General features: G+C 62.8%; 18 protein-coding genes. 16 read left to right on the forward strand and 2 right to left on the reverse strand.

Features of this window, described 5'->3' with window-relative positions; genetic code table 11:
• The first annotated feature begins 6 nt into the window (after positions 1-6).
• From ureC to AC1DXN_RS15285, 8 genes are all read left to right on the forward strand, one after another.
• A complete protein-coding gene (gene ureC / locus AC1DXN_RS15250) occupies positions 7-1,719 on the forward strand; it encodes an urease subunit alpha (protein WP_477274349.1) in 1,713 nt (570 codons plus the stop codon).
• 99 nt (positions 1,720-1,818) lie between these two features.
• The gene (locus AC1DXN_RS15255) at positions 1,819-2,412 is read left to right on the forward strand and encodes a hypothetical protein (RefSeq protein WP_477240715.1); all 594 of its coding nucleotides are present in this window, start codon (positions 1,819-1,821) and stop codon (positions 2,410-2,412) included.
• A 47-nt stretch (positions 2,413-2,459) separates the two neighbouring features.
• Positions 2,460-3,065, forward strand: coding sequence for a glutathione S-transferase family protein (locus tag AC1DXN_RS15260; RefSeq protein ID WP_477274351.1), 606 nt, complete (start codon positions 2,460-2,462; stop codon positions 3,063-3,065).
• On the forward strand, positions 3,062-3,673 hold the full coding sequence (locus AC1DXN_RS15265) for an urease accessory protein UreE (RefSeq protein ID WP_477274353.1): 612 nt from the start codon (positions 3,062-3,064) through the stop codon (positions 3,671-3,673). Before AC1DXN_RS15260 ends, AC1DXN_RS15265 begins: the two co-directional genes overlap by 4 nt.
• Positions 3,666-4,337 carry an urease accessory protein UreF gene (locus AC1DXN_RS15270; RefSeq protein WP_477274355.1) on the forward strand — a complete coding sequence of 224 codons (672 nt, stop codon included), beginning with the start codon at positions 3,666-3,668 and terminating at the stop codon, positions 4,335-4,337. The genes AC1DXN_RS15265 and AC1DXN_RS15270 overlap by 8 nt, the downstream gene beginning before the upstream one ends.
• On the forward strand, positions 4,334-4,774 hold the full coding sequence (locus AC1DXN_RS15275; protein WP_477274357.1) for a DUF3995 domain-containing protein: 441 nt from the start codon (positions 4,334-4,336) through the stop codon (positions 4,772-4,774). The genes AC1DXN_RS15270 and AC1DXN_RS15275 overlap by 4 nt, the downstream gene beginning before the upstream one ends.
• Entirely contained in the window at positions 4,771-5,403 is a 633-nt protein-coding gene (gene ureG, locus AC1DXN_RS15280) for an urease accessory protein UreG (protein ID WP_477274359.1), read from the forward strand. The genes AC1DXN_RS15275 and ureG overlap by 4 nt, the downstream gene beginning before the upstream one ends.
• A 103-nt stretch (positions 5,404-5,506) precedes the next feature.
• Complete coding sequence (locus tag AC1DXN_RS15285; protein ID WP_477274361.1) at positions 5,507-6,274, forward strand: class II aldolase and adducin N-terminal domain-containing protein; 768 nt, start codon at positions 5,507-5,509, stop codon at positions 6,272-6,274.
• Between the two features lie 5 nt (positions 6,275-6,279).
• Here AC1DXN_RS15285 and AC1DXN_RS15290 read toward each other — a convergent pair whose 3' ends face one another.
• Positions 6,280-6,912 carry an HAD family hydrolase gene (locus AC1DXN_RS15290; RefSeq protein ID WP_477274362.1) on the reverse strand — a complete coding sequence of 211 codons (633 nt, stop codon included), beginning with the start codon at positions 6,910-6,912 and terminating at the stop codon, positions 6,280-6,282.
• Between the two features lie 213 nt (positions 6,913-7,125).
• On the opposite strand from AC1DXN_RS15290, the gene AC1DXN_RS15295 reads away from it, so the two are divergent.
• Entirely contained in the window at positions 7,126-8,085 is a 960-nt protein-coding gene (locus AC1DXN_RS15295) for a sugar-binding transcriptional regulator (protein ID WP_477240731.1), read from the forward strand.
• 22 nt (positions 8,086-8,107) lie between these two features.
• Here AC1DXN_RS15295 and AC1DXN_RS15300 read toward each other — a convergent pair whose 3' ends face one another.
• Complete coding sequence (locus AC1DXN_RS15300) at positions 8,108-8,293, reverse strand: hypothetical protein (protein WP_477240733.1); 186 nt, start codon at positions 8,291-8,293, stop codon at positions 8,108-8,110.
• A gap of 110 nt (positions 8,294-8,403) precedes the next feature.
• Between AC1DXN_RS15300 and gcvA the strand changes: the two genes are divergently transcribed.
• The 7 genes from gcvA (at position 8,404) to AC1DXN_RS15335 (ending at position 16,596) form a co-directional block, all read left to right on the forward strand.
• The gene (gcvA, locus tag AC1DXN_RS15305) at positions 8,404-9,312 is read left to right on the forward strand and encodes a transcriptional regulator GcvA (protein WP_477240735.1); all 909 of its coding nucleotides are present in this window, start codon (positions 8,404-8,406) and stop codon (positions 9,310-9,312) included.
• A 733-nt stretch (positions 9,313-10,045) separates the two neighbouring features.
• Complete coding sequence (locus tag AC1DXN_RS15310) at positions 10,046-11,356, forward strand: ABC transporter substrate-binding protein (protein ID WP_477240737.1); 1,311 nt, start codon at positions 10,046-10,048, stop codon at positions 11,354-11,356.
• Positions 11,357-11,496: 140 nt separating this feature from the next.
• The gene (locus AC1DXN_RS15315; protein WP_477240739.1) at positions 11,497-12,369 is read left to right on the forward strand and encodes a carbohydrate ABC transporter permease; all 873 of its coding nucleotides are present in this window, start codon (positions 11,497-11,499) and stop codon (positions 12,367-12,369) included.
• A gap of 11 nt (positions 12,370-12,380) precedes the next feature.
• Complete coding sequence (locus AC1DXN_RS15320; RefSeq protein ID WP_477421585.1) at positions 12,381-13,205, forward strand: carbohydrate ABC transporter permease; 825 nt, start codon at positions 12,381-12,383, stop codon at positions 13,203-13,205.
• Between the two features lie 52 nt (positions 13,206-13,257).
• Positions 13,258-14,262: an ABC transporter ATP-binding protein gene (locus tag AC1DXN_RS15325; RefSeq protein WP_477274366.1), complete on the forward strand. Its 1,005-nt coding sequence runs from the start codon at positions 13,258-13,260 to the stop codon at positions 14,260-14,262.
• Positions 14,259-15,029, forward strand: coding sequence for an L-iditol 2-dehydrogenase (locus AC1DXN_RS15330; protein WP_477274368.1), 771 nt, complete (start codon positions 14,259-14,261; stop codon positions 15,027-15,029). Before AC1DXN_RS15325 ends, AC1DXN_RS15330 begins: the two co-directional genes overlap by 4 nt.
• Before the next feature lie 88 nt (positions 15,030-15,117).
• Entirely contained in the window at positions 15,118-16,596 is a 1,479-nt protein-coding gene (locus AC1DXN_RS15335) for a mannitol dehydrogenase family protein (protein ID WP_477274370.1), read from the forward strand.
• Positions 16,597-16,599: the final 3 nt, after the last annotated feature.

The raw sequence follows: 16,599 nt of genomic DNA on the forward strand, positions 1-16,599 counted from the left end.
GTGCTGATGGCTAGAATTACCCGCGCCGCCTATGCGCAGATGTATGGCCCGACCGTCGGTGACAGAGTGCGGCTTGCCGACACCGAATTGTTCATAGAGGTCGAGAAGGACCTCACCATCCATGGCGAGGAGGTCAAATTCGGCGGCGGCAAGGTCATCCGCGATGGCATGGGCCAGAGTCAGGTGTCGCGCGCCGGCGGCGCCGTCGACACCGTCATCACCAATGCGCTGGTCGTCGATGCCAGCGCCGGCATCTTCAAGGCCGATATCGGCCTTAAGGACGGCCGCATCGCGGCAATAGGCAAGGCCGGCAACCCGGATACGCAAAACGGCGTCACCATCATCATCGGCCCCGGTACGGAAATCATCGCCGGTGAGGGCAAGATCCTCACATCAGGCGGCTTCGACGCGCACATCCATTTCATCTGCCCGCAGCAGATCGAGGAAGCGCTGATGTCAGGCATCACCACCATGCTCGGCGGCGGCACCGGCCCGGCGCATGGCACGCTGGCGACGACCTGCACGCCGGGGCCGTGGCACATGGCCCGCATGATCCAGTCTTTTGACGCCTTCCCGATGAACATCGGCCTGTCGGGCAAGGGCAACGCGTCCTTGCCAGCAGCACTTGAGGAAATGATGCTCGGCGGCGCCTGTTCGCTGAAGCTGCACGAGGACTGGGGCACGACGCCGGCGGCCATCGACTGCTGCCTGTCAGTCGCCGACGATTACGACGTGCAGGTGATGATCCACACCGACACGCTGAACGAGTCCGGCTTTGTCGAAAACACCGTCGCCGCCATCAAGGGCCGCACCATCCACGCCTTCCACACCGAAGGCGCCGGCGGCGGCCACGCGCCAGACATCATCAAGGTCTGCGGCCTGCCCAACGTCATCCCGTCCTCGACCAACCCGACAAGGCCCTACACCGTCAACACGCTGGCCGAGCATCTCGACATGCTGATGGTCTGCCATCATCTGTCGCCGTCGATCCCCGAGGACATCGCCTTTGCCGAAAGCCGCATCCGCAAGGAAACCATCGCCGCCGAAGACATTTTGCACGACATCGGTGCTTTCTCTATCATCTCCTCGGACTCGCAAGCCATGGGCCGCGTCGGCGAGGTCGCGATCCGCACTTGGCAGACCGCCGACAAGATGAAGCGCCAACGCGGCTCGCTGCCGCAGGAGACCGGCAACAACGACAATTTCCGCGTCCGCCGCTACATCGCCAAATACACCATCAACCCGGCCATTGCGCACGGCCTGTCGAAGGACATCGGCTCGATCGCGGTGGGAAAACGCGCCGATCTGGTGCTATGGAACCCGGCCTTCTTCGGCGTCAAGCCGGACATGGTGCTGCTCGGCGGCATGATTGCCGCAGCACCCATGGGCGACCCCAACGCCTCGATCCCGACGCCGCAGCCGATGCACTACCGGCCGATGTTCGGCGCCTATGGCAAGGCGCGCACCAATTCGTCGGTGACTTTTGTTTCGAAGGCGGCGCTCGAATCAGGCCTGCATGGCAGGCTTGGTGTCGACAAGCAGTTCGTCGCCGTCGAAAACACCCGTGGCGGCATCGGCAAGCATTCGATGGTGCTCAACGATGCCACGCCGCATGTCGAGGTTGACCCCGAAACCTACGAAGTGCGGGCAGACGGCGAACTCTTGACCTGCGAGCCGGCGACGGTGCTGCCGATGGCGCAGCGGTATTTTCTGTTCTGACGCGAGGCTGGCGATCGCTACGAGCGATACAAAATCCGTTGCGGCTGGTGGCTGGCGGCCGCAATATGCGGCCTACCAAGAGCCGCATTGTGATCAGGCATGGCCACCGAAATAGCTTCCGCCCACGACATCTTCCCGCACATCCGCATCGTCATGGGCATGGTAATCGGCCTCGGCGTCACGCGCCTTTTGTCGGGGCTGGCCCGCATCGTCCAGCATCCCGGCCAGTACAAGCTCTATCCCGTGCATCTCGCCTGGGTCGCCTCGGTGCTGTTGATGCTGGTGCATTTCTGGTGGTGGGAGTTCGGCCTCTACGCTATCGAAAACTGGACCTTCGGCAAATATTTGTTCCTCATTTTTTACGCCATCACGCTGTTTTTGCTGTGCGCGCTGCTGTTTCCGGATTCGATGCTGGACTACACCAGCTACGAGGATTTCTTCTATTCGCGCCGCGCCTGGTTTTTTGGCCTGTTGGGCGCAACCTATCTGCTCGACGTGGTCGACACGCTGCTCAAGGGGCCGGAGCATTTCGCCCATTTCGGCAACGAGTACCTGATCCGCACGCCGGTCTTTTTCGCGCTTTGCATCGTCGCCATCCTGGTGCGCGATCGCCGCTTTCACATCGTCTTCATCGCCGGCACGCTGATCTATCAGGTATCGTTCATCCTGCGGCTCTTCGACACGATCGTATGACCGCAGCGGATGGACTAGGCTCCCAGGGAAAGGAAGAGGTTTCAACCATGTACCAGGCCGTTGGATCGCGCGGATCCCGGGTCAGCCGTGTTCTCTGGATGCTCGAGGAACTCGGGCAGCCCTATGAATTCGTCGAGGTCAAACTTCGCTCGCCGGAAGCCTATGCACTCAACCCGTCCGGCAAGGTGCCGATCCTGATCGACGGCGAGTTGAAGGTGACGGATTCGGCGGCGATCTGCGTCTATCTCGCCGACAAGCATGCGGAGAAAGGCATGGGTGCCAATCCCGGTGTCGCCGGCCGCGCCGAGATGGATTCCTGGATGCATTTTGCCCAATCGGAGTTCGAAGCGCCGCTGTGGAACAAAGTGCGCCACCGCTTCCTGCTGCCGAAGGAAATACGGGTCGATGTCGGCCCCGCCGCTGCGCATGATTTCGCCACGGAGGTCAAGGCGCTCGACCGCCGGCTTGGCGACAAGCCCTTCGCGCTGGGTGACCGCTTTTCCGCCGTCGACGTGCTGCTTGGCGATATGGGCAGCTGGGCCCGCGCTGGAAGATTCCCGATCGAATCCGACCGCGTCAGCGCCTATTTCGACCGCCTGCTGGCGCGTCCCGCCCGGGTCCGCGCGCAGGCCAATGGTGGAGCCATGAGATGAAACTCAACATAAACACCGACTTCACCAAATTCCCGCGCGCCGTCTCGGTGCTATCGGCCGGCAATGCTGGAAGCACCACACCATACGGTCGCGCCGTGCTTGCCCATGACGAGCGGCATCTGCGCCGCCGCGCCATTGAGCTTGCCGACGGCAGCAAGGTGCTGGTCGACCTGCCTGAGGCGGTGGCCCTGAACGACGGCGACCGGCTGGTGCTGGAGGACGGCCGTCATGTCGAGATCGTCGCGGCAGAGGAGCCACTCTACGACATCCGCGCCCGTGACGCCGTGCATCTGTCCGAGCTCGCCTGGCATATTGGCAACCGCCATCTCGCCGCCAGCATCGAAGCGGGGCGCATCCTCATCCTGCGCGACCATGTCATCAAGGCGATGCTGGAGGGGCTGGGCGCCACGGTCGAGGGCGTCTCCGAACCGTTCAAGCCGGTGCGCGGCGCTTATTCTGCCCAAGGTGGGCATGGCCATGATCACGGCGATTCGCACGCCGAGGCGCACGCGCACAGCCACGCCGAGGCGCATTCCCACGCGCACGGCGATTCGCATTCCCATTCTCACAGCCATTCGCACGCCGGCCATCACCACGACCATGATTGACCAGCCTTCCAACATCGCGCTGTTGCGCCTGATGGCGTGGCTGTCGCCTTCCTTTCCGGTCGGCGGCTTTTCCTACAGTCACGGCCTCGAGCGCGCCGTGCATGATGGGCTGGTCGCCGACGCCAACAGCCTCACCGCTTGGCTGGAGACGCTGGTCGAGATGGGCTCGGGTTGGAACGACGCGGTGCTGTTTGCCGAAAGCTGGCGGCGCGCCCGCGAGGGCGGCGACCTCGACGGGATTGCCGGGCTCGCCGAGGCGCTGGCCGGATCGCGCGAGCGCCACGCGGAGACCATGCTGCAAGGCACGGCCTTTCTGAAGGCAGCGTCTGCCTGGCCGTGTCAGGTGCTGCAGCGCCTGCCCGAGGAATGCGCCTATTGCGTCGCCGTCGGCGCCGTTGCCGGCGACAACGCCATTGCCTTGCAGGACGCGCTGTCGGCGTTCCTGCAGAGCTTCTTCTCCAACCTCGTCCAAGCTGCGATCAGGCTCGGTGTCGTCGGCCAGACCGGCGCCACCGCGCTGCTCGCCGGCTTCGAGCCGCTGGCATTGGCGACGGCCGATCGCGCGGCGCGCTCGACGCTTGACGATCTCGGCGGCTGCGCCTTCATGTCGGACATCATGGCGATGAAGCACGAAACCCAATACTCCAGGCTGTTCCGCTCATGATCGTCCTCGCCTTTACCCTGTCCTTCGTCCTGCTGCTGATCACCGCGCTGCATGTCTATTGGGGCATTGGCGGCATCTGGCCGGGCACGGACGCTGCCTCCTGCGCCCGTGCAGTGATCGGCTTTCGCGGCGTCGACGAGATGCCGACGCCTTTCGCCTCGTTCGCCGTCTCCGCCTGTCTGGGCCTCGCCAGTTTGTGGCCGCTGGCGCTGGAAGGCGTGTTTGCCTCGCCCTTTCCCAAGGCCGGGCTCGCCGCCACGTCGCTGCTCATCGCCCTGGTTTTCCTTGGGCGCGGCATTGCCGGCTTCACGTCCTGGTGGCGCCGGCTGGCGCCTGAACAGCCTTTCGCGCGGCTCGACCTGCGCTATTATTCGCCGCTGTGCCTGTTGATCGGGTTCGGCTTTGCCATTCTTGCCATCACGGAGTTCCCCACATGACACAAGTCAACGGCCCTCTGCGCGTCGGCATTGGCGGCCCTGTCGGTTCCGGCAAGACGACACTGACCGAGAAGCTCTGCAAGGCGCTGCGCGATGAGTTTTCCATCGCCGTTGTCACCAACGACATCTACACCAAGGAAGACGCCATGATGCTGGCCAGGCTGCAGGCGCTGCCCGAGGACCGCATCATGGGTGTCGAGACCGGCGGCTGCCCGCACACCGCCATCCGCGAGGACGCTTCGATCAACCTGCAGGCGATCGCCGAGATGAACCGGAAATTTCCGGATCTCGACATCGTCTTCATCGAATCCGGCGGTGACAACCTTGCCGCCACCTTCTCCCCTGATCTAGCCGACCTGACGCTCTATGTCATCTCGGTCTGCCAGGGCGAGGAAATCCCCAGGAAGGGCGGGCCTGCCATCACCCGCTCCGACTTCCTCGTTATCAACAAGAGCGATCTGGCGCCCTATGTGAACGTCAATCTCGATGTCATGGAGAGCGACGCCACCCGCATGCGCGGCAAAAGGCCTTTTGGCTTCACCGACCTGTCACGCGGCAAGGGGCTGCAGGAAGTGATCGACTTCATCGTCGAGCAGGGTGGGCTAAGGGCCGCCCGATCGGCCGCCTGATACCTCTTAGCGGCGCGGAAGCATTGCCAGCCTGCACCAACCGAAACCGGTTGCGCGCCTGTCCGCCGCGCGGCATCCTAGGTTCTTTCACGGAGTTTTTTCGATGAGCATCGCCCGGCTGCAGAAGGAACCGCTGACCAACCTGCCCTTCTACGAGGAGCGCGTCGATCTCGCTGCCGCCTTCCGCTGGACGGCGCGGCTCAACATGCACGAGGCGGTGGCCAATCATTTCTCGCTGGCCGTCAACGATGACGGCACCAAATTCCTGATGAACCCCAATCAGGTGCATTTCTCGCGCATCAAGGCGAGCGATCTGCTTTTGATCGACGCCAACGATCCCGACACGCTCTCCGGCCCCAATGCGCCCGATCCGACGGCCTGGGGCCTGCATGGCGCCATCCATCGCAATGTGCGTCATGCGCGCTGCGTCATGCATGTGCATTCGGTTCACGCCACCGTGCTCGCCTCGCTCGCCGATTCGACGCTACCGCCGATCGACCAGAACTCGGCGATCTTCTTCAACCGTCACGTCGTCGACGGCCACTATGGCGGGCTGGCCTTCGAGGAAGAGGGCGAGCGCTGCTCGCAGCTGCTCGTCGATCCGAAGGTCAAGGTGATGGTCATGGGCAATCATGGCGTGTTGGTCATCGGCGACAGCGTCGCCGACACCTTCAACCGCATGTTCTATTTCGAACGCGCCGCCGAAACCTACATCAAGGCGCTGTGGACCGGCCGTCCGCTGCGCGTGCTCTCCGACGCGATCGCCGAGAAGGCAGCGCTTGAGCAGGAAGATTATCCCGATCAGGCCGAACGGCATCTCTCCGAGCTGAAGGCGATCCTCGATGAGCAGGAGCCGGTCTACCGGAACTGATCTTTCTAAAGCCCGAATTCCCTACGCAATTCGGCGGCGCTGTTGACGACGATAGCCCCGGGCGGCCCCGCCATCGGCGCCTCCGGCCAGAAGATCGTCTTCATTCCCGCCGCCAGCCCGGCCATGGCGCCGGTGCGGCTGTCATCAACGGCCACCGATTCGGCAGGGTCGACGCCGGCCAGCCAGGCGGCGCGCAGGAAAGGCTCGGGATGCGGCTTGCCTTCATGCACGTCGTTGCGGCTGATGGTCTTCATGCCGGGATAGATGAGGCCGACCGCGCGCAGATTGGCATCGACGATCAGCCGGTCGGAGTTCGACACCACCGCTTGCGCCACGCCTAGCGCCCGCAATTCGTTGAACACCTCGATCGCGCCGGGGCGCGGCTTCAGCGTTTCGGCCATCGGCAGATAGTGGTCGTATTTGCGCACGATCCAGTCGTCGAACGGCAGGTCGAGGCCAAAGTCGTCGCGCAGCATCTCGTAGACCGGCCATGCGGCAACACCCAGCACCCGCTCATGCAAATTGGCCGGTGGCGCGATGCCGACGCTGTGCAACGCCGCCACCAGCGCCGCCTCGTGCAGCGGCTCGCTGTCGACCAGCGTGCCGTCCATGTCCCAGAAAACCGCTTTCGGCGTCATGCTAGAATCCCTTTTTCGATCCCCTTAAAGCGTTTGTGGCAGGAGATAAACCTTTGAGCCTGTCATCGGCGATGCCGATTGGGCGGTTGTCGCATCGCCGACGTTCCAAGACCGCAAGCAATTGCCCTTGTGATAGACAATTGCGCGCGAGCGCATTCCCTGCAAGACTATAGCGTTCCGCCTTGATGCTTGGCGGGCATGGGAGGCAGGACGGTGAATTCCCGGCAGGATGGCGGCAGCAACAGGCTGGACGACGCGGCGCGTGCCGGCTGGCTTTACTATGTTGCCGGCAACACGCAGGACCAGATTGCGTCCACGCTCGGCATTTCCAGGCAGACGGCGCAGCGGCTCGTCTCGCTGGCGGTGTCCGAGGGGCTGATCAAGGTCCGCGTCGATCACCCGATCGCCAACTGCCTCGACCTCGCGGCACGGCTGAAATCGCGTTTCGCGCTGGATCTGGTCGAAGTGGTGCCGAGCGATCCGGCGTCGTCCTCCACCGTCATCGGCATCGCCGAGGCGGCGGCCGCCGAGATCGAACGGCGGCTAAGGTCGCCGACCCCGATCGTCATGGCTATCGGCACCGGCCGTACGCTGAAGGCGGCGATTGAGCAGCTGCCGCCGATGGAATGTCCGCAGCACAAGGTGGTGTCGCTGACCGGCAACATCTCGCCCGACGGTTCGGCCGCTTTCTACAACGTCATCTTCACCATGGCCGACAGGGTCAAGGCGCGCTCCTTCCCGATGCCGCTGCCGGTCATCGCCTCCTCTCCGGAAGAGCGCGAAATGCTGCTCAACCAGCCGATGATCCAGCCGACGCTGGCGCTGGCGGCAGAGGCCGACGTCACCTTTGTCGGTATCGGCGACCTCGGCCCCAAGGCACCGCTCTACGAGGACGGCTTCATTTCGGAAGCTGAATTGAAGGCGCTGCAAAAGGCAGGCGGCGTCGCCGAAATCGTCGGCTGGGTGTTCGACCGCGACGGCCGCATGATCGACGGCATCACCAACGACCGTGTGTCGTCGGCGTCGCTGCCGTCGCGCGAAAAGTCGCTGGTCATCGCGCTCGCCATGGGTGAGCGCAAGCTGCCTGGCATCCTTGCGGCGGTGAACCGGCGGCTGGTCAACGGCCTGATCACCGATGAGCGGACCGCCGCCGCGCTGCTCGCCGCCGGGTGATTTCTCGATAAGTTGAACAAGGCTATTGGCGCCGCCCGCAAGGATCGTTGCCGTCCAGAAAACCCATGTCGCGCTGCAGATGCGGCGGCAGTTCCCTGATGTCTAGATGGGCCTGTCTGCGGGCCATTTTCCGGGCAAATCCAAGCGCCAGCCGTGAAAACCAGCTGTGGCCTGGAGTTAAGATCAGTTTTCCCTGTACCGTGGTCATGATCGTCAGCCTCCGCTATGTCTGGACGAGATTGATCGTCGACCCCAGATATCGGCGGGATCGGCCCTCGCTTCCAATCAAACGTCGATCACGGCCCATAAGGAGGGCTTATGCCGAATCTTGAGGCACGACAGATTTCCCAGCTCCCGCCGCTGCAGGCTGTCAGGGTGTTCGAAGCGGTGGCGCGGCATCTTTCCTTCACCAAGGCCGCAGATGAGCTCGGCATGACGCAGGCGGCGGCGAGCTATCAGATCAAGCTTCTGGAAGAGCGCGTCGGCGGGCCGCTGTTCCTGCGCCGGCCAAAGCAGATCGTGCTGACCGAGGCCGGCCAACGCCTGGCGCCGGCGGTCAGCGAGGCGTTCGCGCTGCTGAGCGGAGCCTACTCCGCCGCGCGCACCGGGGCAGACGGCCTGCTCTGCGTCTCGACGCTGCTGACCTTTGCCTCGAACTGGCTGGCGCAGCATCTTGGCTCGTTCCAGCTCGCGCATCCGGCGCTGGCCGTTCGCCTCGACACGTCGAACCGCATCGTCGATTTCGCCCGCGAGGACATCGACATCGCCATCCGCTCGGGCGGCGGCAACTGGCCGGGCATGGAGGTGCACAAGCTTCTTGATGCCGACTTCACGCCGATGCTCAGCCCTAAACTGGCTGCCAGCATCGGCGGCGTCAACGAGCCGGCCGATCTGTTGCGCCTGCCCATTCTCGATCCCGGCGATATCTGGTGGAGGGACTGGTTCGCGGCTGCCGGTGTACAATCCCACGATCTTGCCACGCGCCCCGGCTCGAGCATGGGTGCGCAAGCCTACGAGGCCAATGCGGCCATCGCCGGCCAGGGCGTGGCCATCCTGACCAGGGCGCTGTTCAAGACCGAACTTGCCGATGGCCGCCTCATCCAGCCCTTTGACCTCGTCGGCGATGACGGTCACGCCTACTGGCTGGTCTATCCCGAAGCGCGCCGCAACGTGCCGAAGATCCGCGCCTTTCGCGATTGGGTGCTGGCCGAGATCGCTTGCCCGTAGGCGAAGCGGAAGATGCCTGTCGCCATGCGCGAGGCTTCTACGACCCCGTCCTTCAGCATGGTTAACCAATAGTAAGCGCTCAGTTAACCATCACCCTGAAAAACACTGTCGACATCATCTGTTTGACCAGCCCCGCACTTGTTGCGACTCAATCAAGTTGGATCAATCGGCGCAGTAAAATGCCGTTGATCAGTGAGATTGTCAGGGCCGATGAAAGCTTATCGTGTCGAAGAAATGGAAGACTGCGCTGTGCGCACGACACATATGATCGAAGCATTTACCCCGTTTCAAGCTGCTGCTCTGGCAATCCGTCGGGAAGTTACACTGCGAAAAGATGAATCCGACTGGATCAGGGTGACGGAAATCTTGACTCGAGCCAGGCAAAGCCGCGATGGCGACGTTTTCCAGTATTGCGTCGGACGATATCCGGCTCACGGTTGAAAACCCTCGCCCAGACACGCTGCTGGCGATAGGCCGCGATAGCCGGTCGACATAGGCCCGCCATCCTTCGCCAGTTCACAGAAGGGCGATCGGCCGAACCTCTGTCGATTCGATTTACGGCCGCCGGTTTCGAACCCGTTCTCAAAACACCGCAATTCGCCACGCGTTGCATGCCGCGCGACATCCCGCGTGCTGCGCTGCAGCATCGAATCCGGCTTGACATAATTAACAGCAGGTGAGTAATTGCTCATCACCAAGGCAAATGCTCATCTTGGTTTATGGGAGGAATTTGATGAAACTTCGCACGCTCACACTGGGCTTGTTGTCGGCCAGCGCCCTTGCGTTCGCCGCGCATGCCGAATCCATCACCATCGCCACCGTCAACAATGGCGATATGGTCCGCATGCAGAAGCTGACGGACGACTTCACCAAGGCGAACCCGGACATCACGCTCAACTGGGTCACGCTCGAAGAGAACGTGCTGCGCGAACGCGTCACCACCGACATCGCCACCAAGGGTGGCCAGTATGACGTGATGACCATCGGCACCTACGAGGTTCCGATCTGGGCCAAGCAGAGCTGGCTGCTGCCGCTCGACAAGCTCGGCGACGACTATGACGCCAAGGACATCATCCCGGCTATCGCCGGTGGTCTTTCGGTCGACGGCAAGCTCTATGCAGCACCGTTCTACGGCGAAAGCTCGTTCGTCATGTACCGCAAGGACCTGATGGAGAAGGCAGGGCTGACCATGCCCGACGCGCCGACCTGGGACTTCATCAAGCAGGCCGCCGACAAGATGACCGACCGCGCCAATGGCGTGAACGGCGTCTGCCTGCGCGGCAAGGCCGGCTGGGGCGAGAACATGGCCTTCCTAACCGCCATGTCGAACTCCTTCGGCGCCCGCTGGTTCGATGAGAACTGGAAGCCGCAGTTCGATCAGCCCGAGTGGAAGAGCACGCTGCAGTTCTATGTCGACCTGATGAAGGCCGACGGCCCCGAGGGCGCATCATCCAACGGCTTCAACGAAAACCTGGCGCTGTTCCAGCAGGGCAAGTGCGGCATGTGGATCGATGCCACGGTCGCGGCGTCTTTCGTCTCTGACCCGAAGGCCTCCACCGTCGCCGACAAGGTCGGTTACGCGCTCGCTCCCGACAATGGTCTCGGTAAGCGCGGCAACTGGCTGTGGGCCTGGTCGCTGGCCATCCCCGCCGGCACGCAGAAGGCTGATGCGGCACAGAAGTTCGTCTCCTGGGCAACCAGCAAGCACTATGCCGAACTCGTCGCTTCGAAGGAAGGCTGGGCCAATGTTCCTCCGGGCACGCGCTCCTCGCTCTACGCCAACGCCGAGTACCAGAAGGCGGCGCCTTTCGCCAAGATGACGCTGGACTCGATCAACGCGGCCGATCCGACGCATCCGACCGTCAAGCCGGTGCCTTATGTCGGCGTCCAGTTCGTCGCGATCCCTGAGTTCCAGGGTCTCGGCACCACCGTCGGCCAGCTCTTCTCCGCGGCACTTGCCGGCCAGTCGAGCGTCGACGATGCCCTGAAGCAGGCTCAGGACGCTGCCACGGCAACGATGACCGAGGGCGGTTATATCAAGTAGGCTCCTCCCGGTGCCGAATGCCGGTCGTCGATCATGACCGGCAACGGCCGCCCGAATCCCAGTTCGGGCGGCCGCCTTCACAATCCCAGGAATTGTGGCACAACTCTGAAAATCTGACTGACCTTTGGAGGGTGACCGTCATGGCTACTCAGCAGACCCGTTCGCTTGCCCGCTTCATGATGGCGCCATCCGTGGTGCTGCTGTTCGTCTGGATGATTGTGCCGCTGGTCATCACCTTGTGGTTCTCCTTCCAGCAGTACAATCCGCTCAACCCGATCCGCGATGGGTTCGTCGGCTTCTCGAACTACGCGCTGTTCTATTCCAACCCGGCCTTCCTGCAGTCGATCCTCAACACACTTGTCCTCGTCGGTAGCGTGCTTCTGATCACGGTGATCGGCGGCATCCTGCTGGCGTTGCTGATCGATCAGCCGATGTGGGGACAAGGCATCGTGCGCATCCTCGTCATCTCGCCGTTCTTCGTCATGCCGCCGGTGGCGGCACTGGTCTGGAAGAACATGATCATGCATCCGCAATACGGCGTCTTTGCCGACATAGCGCGCTTCTTTGGTGGGCAGCCGATCGACTGGTTCGGGCAGCATCCGATGCTGGCCATCATCATCATCGTCGCCTGGCAGTGGCTGCCATTTGCGACGCTGATCCTGTTGACCGCCCTGCAGTCGCTTGACGGCGAACAGAAGGAAGCCGCCGAGATGGACGGCGCCGGCTTCGTCAGCCGCTTCATCTATTTGACGCTGCCGCACATGTCGCGCGCCATCACCGTCGTCATCCTGATCCAGACGATCTTCCTCCTGTCGGTCTATGCCGAGATCCTGGTCACCACCAATGGCGGCCCGGGCTATGCCTCCACCAACCTGCCCTTCCTCGTCTACCAGAAGGCCTTGCTGGAGTTCAAAATCGGCCAGGCATCCGCCGGCGGTGTCATCGCCGTCATTCTCGCCAACATCGTCGCCTTCTTCGCCATGCGCGCGGTCGGCAAGAACCTGGACAAGTAAGGGAGGATACGATGGCACGTGCAGTCACCACCCAACACAAGGTCGTTGCGACCGCGGCAGCCTGGATCGTCGCGCTGCTGATCTTCTTCCCGATCCTTTATACGATCATCACCTCGTTCAAGTCGGAGCAGGAGGCCATCCAGGGCTTTGCCCTGATTCCGTCGGGGACATTCGAGAGCTATACCGAAGTCCAGGCGCAGAGCGGCTACTTCAAGTTCTTCTTCAACTCGGTGCTGCTCTCGGTCGGCTCGACCATTCTGGCGCTGATCGTTGCGGTTCCGGCGGCGTGGTCGATGGCCTTCTCGCCGGGCAAGTGGACCAAGGACATCCTGATGTGGATGCTCTCGACCAAGATGATGCCGGCCGTTGCCGTGCTGTTCCCAATCTATCTGATCTTCCGCRATACCGGACTGCTCGACAGCCGCATCGGCCTGATGGTCATGCTGATGCTGATCAACCTGCCGATCGTGATCTGGATGCTCTACACCTACTTCCGCGAAATCCCGGGTGAAATCCTCGAAGCGGCGCGCATGGACGGCGCCACGTTGTGGGGCGAGATCATCTACGTGCTGACTCCCATGGCGGTGCCAGGCATCGCTTCGACCATGCTGCTCAACATCATCCTGGCATGGAACGAAGCATTCTGGACCATCCGCCTGACCACCACCGAGGCGGCACCGCTGACGGCCTTCATCAGTTCGTTCTCAAGCCCGCAGGGCCTGTTCTGGGCCAAGCTTTCGGCAGCCTCGACGCTGGCGATCGCGCCGATCCTGATCATGGGCTGGTTCAGCCAGAAGCAGCTTGTGCGCGGCCTGACATTTGGTGCTGTGAAGTAGCGTACCTTGCCTGAAGCAATCCACGAAAAATAACCCTTCGGGGGAGGAAACCATGGGAAACATCACGCTCAAGAACGTCTCCAAGCACTTCGGATCGACGATCATCATTCCGGGCCTCGACCTGGTCATCGAGAATGGCGAGTTCGTCGTCTTCGTCGGTCCGTCGGGCTGCGGCAAGTCCACGCTGCTGCGCCTCATCGCCGGCCTCGAGGACACCAGCGGCGGTACCATCAACATCGATGGCCGCGACGTCACCGGCGAGGCGCCGGCCAAGCGCAAGCTGGCCATGGTGTTCCAGTCCTATGCGCTTTACCCGCATATGACGGTGGCCAAGAACATCGGCTTCCCCTTGAAGATGGCCGGCGAGGATGTGGCGACGATCGACAAGAAGGTGAAGGACGCCGCGCGCGTCCTCAACCTCACCAACTATCTCGAACGCCGCCCCGGCCAGCTCTCCGGCGGTCAGCGCCAGCGCGTCGCCATCGGGCGCGCCATCGTGCGCCAGCCCTCGGCCTTCCTGTTCGACGAGCCGTTGTCCAACCTTGACGCGGCACTGCGCGGCACCATGCGCCTCGAGATCAGCGAGCTGCACCACCAGCTCAAGACGACGATGATCTACGTCACCCACGACCAGATCGAGGCCATGACCATGGCCGACAAGATCGTCGTGCTGAACGCCGGCAACATCGAGCAGGTCGGTTCGCCGATGGAACTCTACAAGTCGCCGAAGAACCTGTTCGTCGCCGGCTTCATCGGCTCACCGAAGATGAACCTGATCGAGGGCACGCCGGCCGCCAATTACGGCGCCAAGACCATCGGCATCCGGCCCGAGCACATGAACATCTCGACGACGGCGGGCGAATGGAAAGCCGTCGTCGGCGTCGCCGAACATCTCGGCTCCGATACCTTCCTGCATGTGCAAGCCGATGGCGTTGGTCCGCTGACGGTGCGTGCCGACGGCGAAATGGCCGTCCGTCACGGCGATACCATCTATCTGTCGCCCGACAAGGCCAGGATGCATCGCTTCGGCGCCGACGGAAAGGCGATGGCGCAGTGAGGCTGAAAGGCAAATCGGCGCTGGTCACCGGATCGGCACGTGGCATCGGCAGAGCTTTCGCCGAAGCCTATGTGCGTGAAGGTGCGACCGTCGCCATTGCCGATATCAACCTGGCGGCTGCCGAAAAGACAGCCGCCGAGATTGGCGCCAAGGCCTATGCAGTCAGGCTCGATGTCAGCGACCTCGCCTCGATCGAGGCGGCGGTGAAGGCGGCGGAGACAAAGACCGGCGGCCTCGACATACTGATCAACAACGCTGCGCTGTTCGATCTGGCGCCGATCGTCGAGATATCAAAGGCGAGCTACGACAAACTGTTTTCGGTCAACGTCGCCGGCACTTTGTTCATGCTGCAGGCCGCGGCACGTTCGATGATCGCACGGGGCAAGGGCGGCAAGATCATCAACATCGCGAGCCAGGCCGGACGGCGCGGCGAGCCGCTGGTCGCCGTCTACTGCGCCACCAAGGCCGCCGTGATTTCGCTTACCCAGTCAGCCGGGCTCGACCTGATCAAGCACCGCATCAACGTGAATGGCATCGCGCCCGGCGTCGTCGACAGCGATATGTGGGATGAGGTCGATGCGCTGTTCGCCAAGTACGAGAACCGGCCAAAGGGCGAGAAGAAGCGGCTGGTCGGCGAGGGCGTGCCTTACGGCCGCATGGGTAAGCCGGAGGATCTGACCGGCATGGCGGTGTTCCTGGCCAGCGATGACGCTGAATACATCGTCGCCCAGACCTACAATGTCGATGGCGGCCAGTGGATGAGTTGAGGGGCGAAGGCACTCCTCTCCCCGTCCCTCCACGGGGAGAAGAGGCCGGGATCACCCAGGCCGCAGCCCGGCCGAAGGGTAAAAGCAGATGACCATGAAACTCTCGTCTTCCGTCCTCGCCAAGCTCCCCTCGAAGGTCGCCGGCCCGAAATACGATCGCTCGACGCTCAAGGCCGGCATCGTGCATTTCGGCGTCGGCAATTTCCATCGCTCGCACCAGGCCGTCTATCTCGACGATCTGTTCAATTCCGGCGTCGGTCACGATTGGGCGCTGATCGGCGCCGGCGTGTTCGAGGGCGAGAAGATCGGCCGCGGCAAGCTTGCCGAGCAGGACTGGCTGACCACCGTGGTCGAGCAGGACAGTGGCCATATGAGCGCCCGCGTCACCGGCGTCATGATCGACTTCCTGATGCCCGGCGATGCCGCCGCGATCATCGATCAGCTTGCCGATCCGGCGATCAAGATCGTTTCGCTCACCATCACCGAGGGCGGTTATTTCATCGACCCGGCGTCGGGCGTGTTCAACCCGACCCATCCCGACATTGTCGCCGATGCGCAACCGGGTGCTGTACCGAAGACGGTGTTCGGCCTCATCCTTGCCGGACTGATCCGTCGCCGCGATGACGGCATCGTGCCGTTCACTGTCATGTCCTGCGACAACATCCCCCACAATGGTCATGTCACCTCGGACGGGGTTATCGGACTGGCGCGGCTGATCGACGAGGACCTGGCAAACTGGGTGAGCACGAAAGTCGCCTTTCCCAACGGCATGGTCGACCGCATCACGCCCGCGACCAGCGACCGCGAACGCGGTATCCTCTCCAGCGAATTCGGCCTCGACGACAACTGGCCGGTGTTCTGTGAGCCGTTCAAGCAGTGGGTGCTGGAGGATCGCTTCACCGCCGGCCGGCCGCCACTGGAAAAGGTCGGCGTGCAGTTCGTCAAGGAAGTCGCGCCTTACGAGCTGATGAAGATCCGCATCCTCAATGGCGGTCACGCCACCATCGCCTACCCAGCCGGCTTGATGGACATTCATTTCGTGCATGAAGCGATGCAGGAGCCACTGGTGCGCGGCTTTCTCGCCAAGCTCGAGCGCGACGAGATCATTCCGACCGTGCCGCCGGTGCCGGATACCGTGCTGGAAGACTACTACCAGCTGATCGAGGGCCGCTTCTCCAACCCCAAGATCGGCGACACCATCCGGCGGCTTTGCCTCGACGGCTCCAACCGCCAGCCGAAATTCATCATCCCGACCATCGCCGACCGGCTGAAGGCGGGAAAAAGCGTCGCTGGCCTGGCGCTGGAATCCGCGCTCTGGTGCCGCTACTGCTTCGGCACGACCGACAGCGGCGCCGTCATCGAGCCCAATGATCCCAACTGGGACCGGCTGCAGGCAACCGCCAAGGCGGCCAGGGATGCGCCCGGCGCCTGGCTTGCCATGGAAGACATCTATGGCGACGTCGGCCGCTCGGCAGCATTCGCCGATGCCTTTGCCCATGCGCTCAACGTGCTGTGGGCAAACGGCGCGCGTGCGACGCTGACGCGCTATATCGCCGGCAAGCTCTGACAC

The organism is Mesorhizobium sp. P2_H9 (genome assembly GCF_056403215.1).

Coding starts and splice junctions, on each gene's coding strand:
- ureC (WP_477274349.1), top strand. CDS start 7: ATGGCTAGAATTACCCGCGCCGCCTATGCGCAGATGTATGGCCCGACC.
- AC1DXN_RS15255 (WP_477240715.1), top strand. CDS start 1,819: ATGGCCACCGAAATAGCTTCCGCCCACGACATCTTCCCGCACATCCGC.
- AC1DXN_RS15260 (WP_477274351.1), top strand. CDS start 2,460: ATGTACCAGGCCGTTGGATCGCGCGGATCCCGGGTCAGCCGTGTTCTC.
- AC1DXN_RS15265 (WP_477274353.1), top strand. CDS start 3,062: ATGAAACTCAACATAAACACCGACTTCACCAAATTCCCGCGCGCCGTC.
- AC1DXN_RS15270 (WP_477274355.1), top strand. CDS start 3,666: ATGATTGACCAGCCTTCCAACATCGCGCTGTTGCGCCTGATGGCGTGG.
- AC1DXN_RS15275 (WP_477274357.1), top strand. CDS start 4,334: ATGATCGTCCTCGCCTTTACCCTGTCCTTCGTCCTGCTGCTGATCACC.
- ureG (WP_477274359.1), top strand. CDS start 4,771: ATGACACAAGTCAACGGCCCTCTGCGCGTCGGCATTGGCGGCCCTGTC.
- AC1DXN_RS15285 (WP_477274361.1), top strand. CDS start 5,507: ATGAGCATCGCCCGGCTGCAGAAGGAACCGCTGACCAACCTGCCCTTC.
- AC1DXN_RS15290 (WP_477274362.1), bottom strand. CDS start 6,912: ATGACGCCGAAAGCGGTTTTCTGGGACATGGACGGCACGCTGGTCGAC.
- AC1DXN_RS15300 (WP_477240733.1), bottom strand. CDS start 8,293: ATGACCACGGTACAGGGAAAACTGATCTTAACTCCAGGCCACAGCTGG.
- gcvA (WP_477240735.1), top strand. CDS start 8,404: ATGCCGAATCTTGAGGCACGACAGATTTCCCAGCTCCCGCCGCTGCAG.
- AC1DXN_RS15310 (WP_477240737.1), top strand. CDS start 10,046: ATGAAACTTCGCACGCTCACACTGGGCTTGTTGTCGGCCAGCGCCCTT.
- AC1DXN_RS15315 (WP_477240739.1), top strand. CDS start 11,497: ATGGCTACTCAGCAGACCCGTTCGCTTGCCCGCTTCATGATGGCGCCA.
- AC1DXN_RS15325 (WP_477274366.1), top strand. CDS start 13,258: ATGGGAAACATCACGCTCAAGAACGTCTCCAAGCACTTCGGATCGACG.
- AC1DXN_RS15335 (WP_477274370.1), top strand. CDS start 15,118: ATGACCATGAAACTCTCGTCTTCCGTCCTCGCCAAGCTCCCCTCGAAG.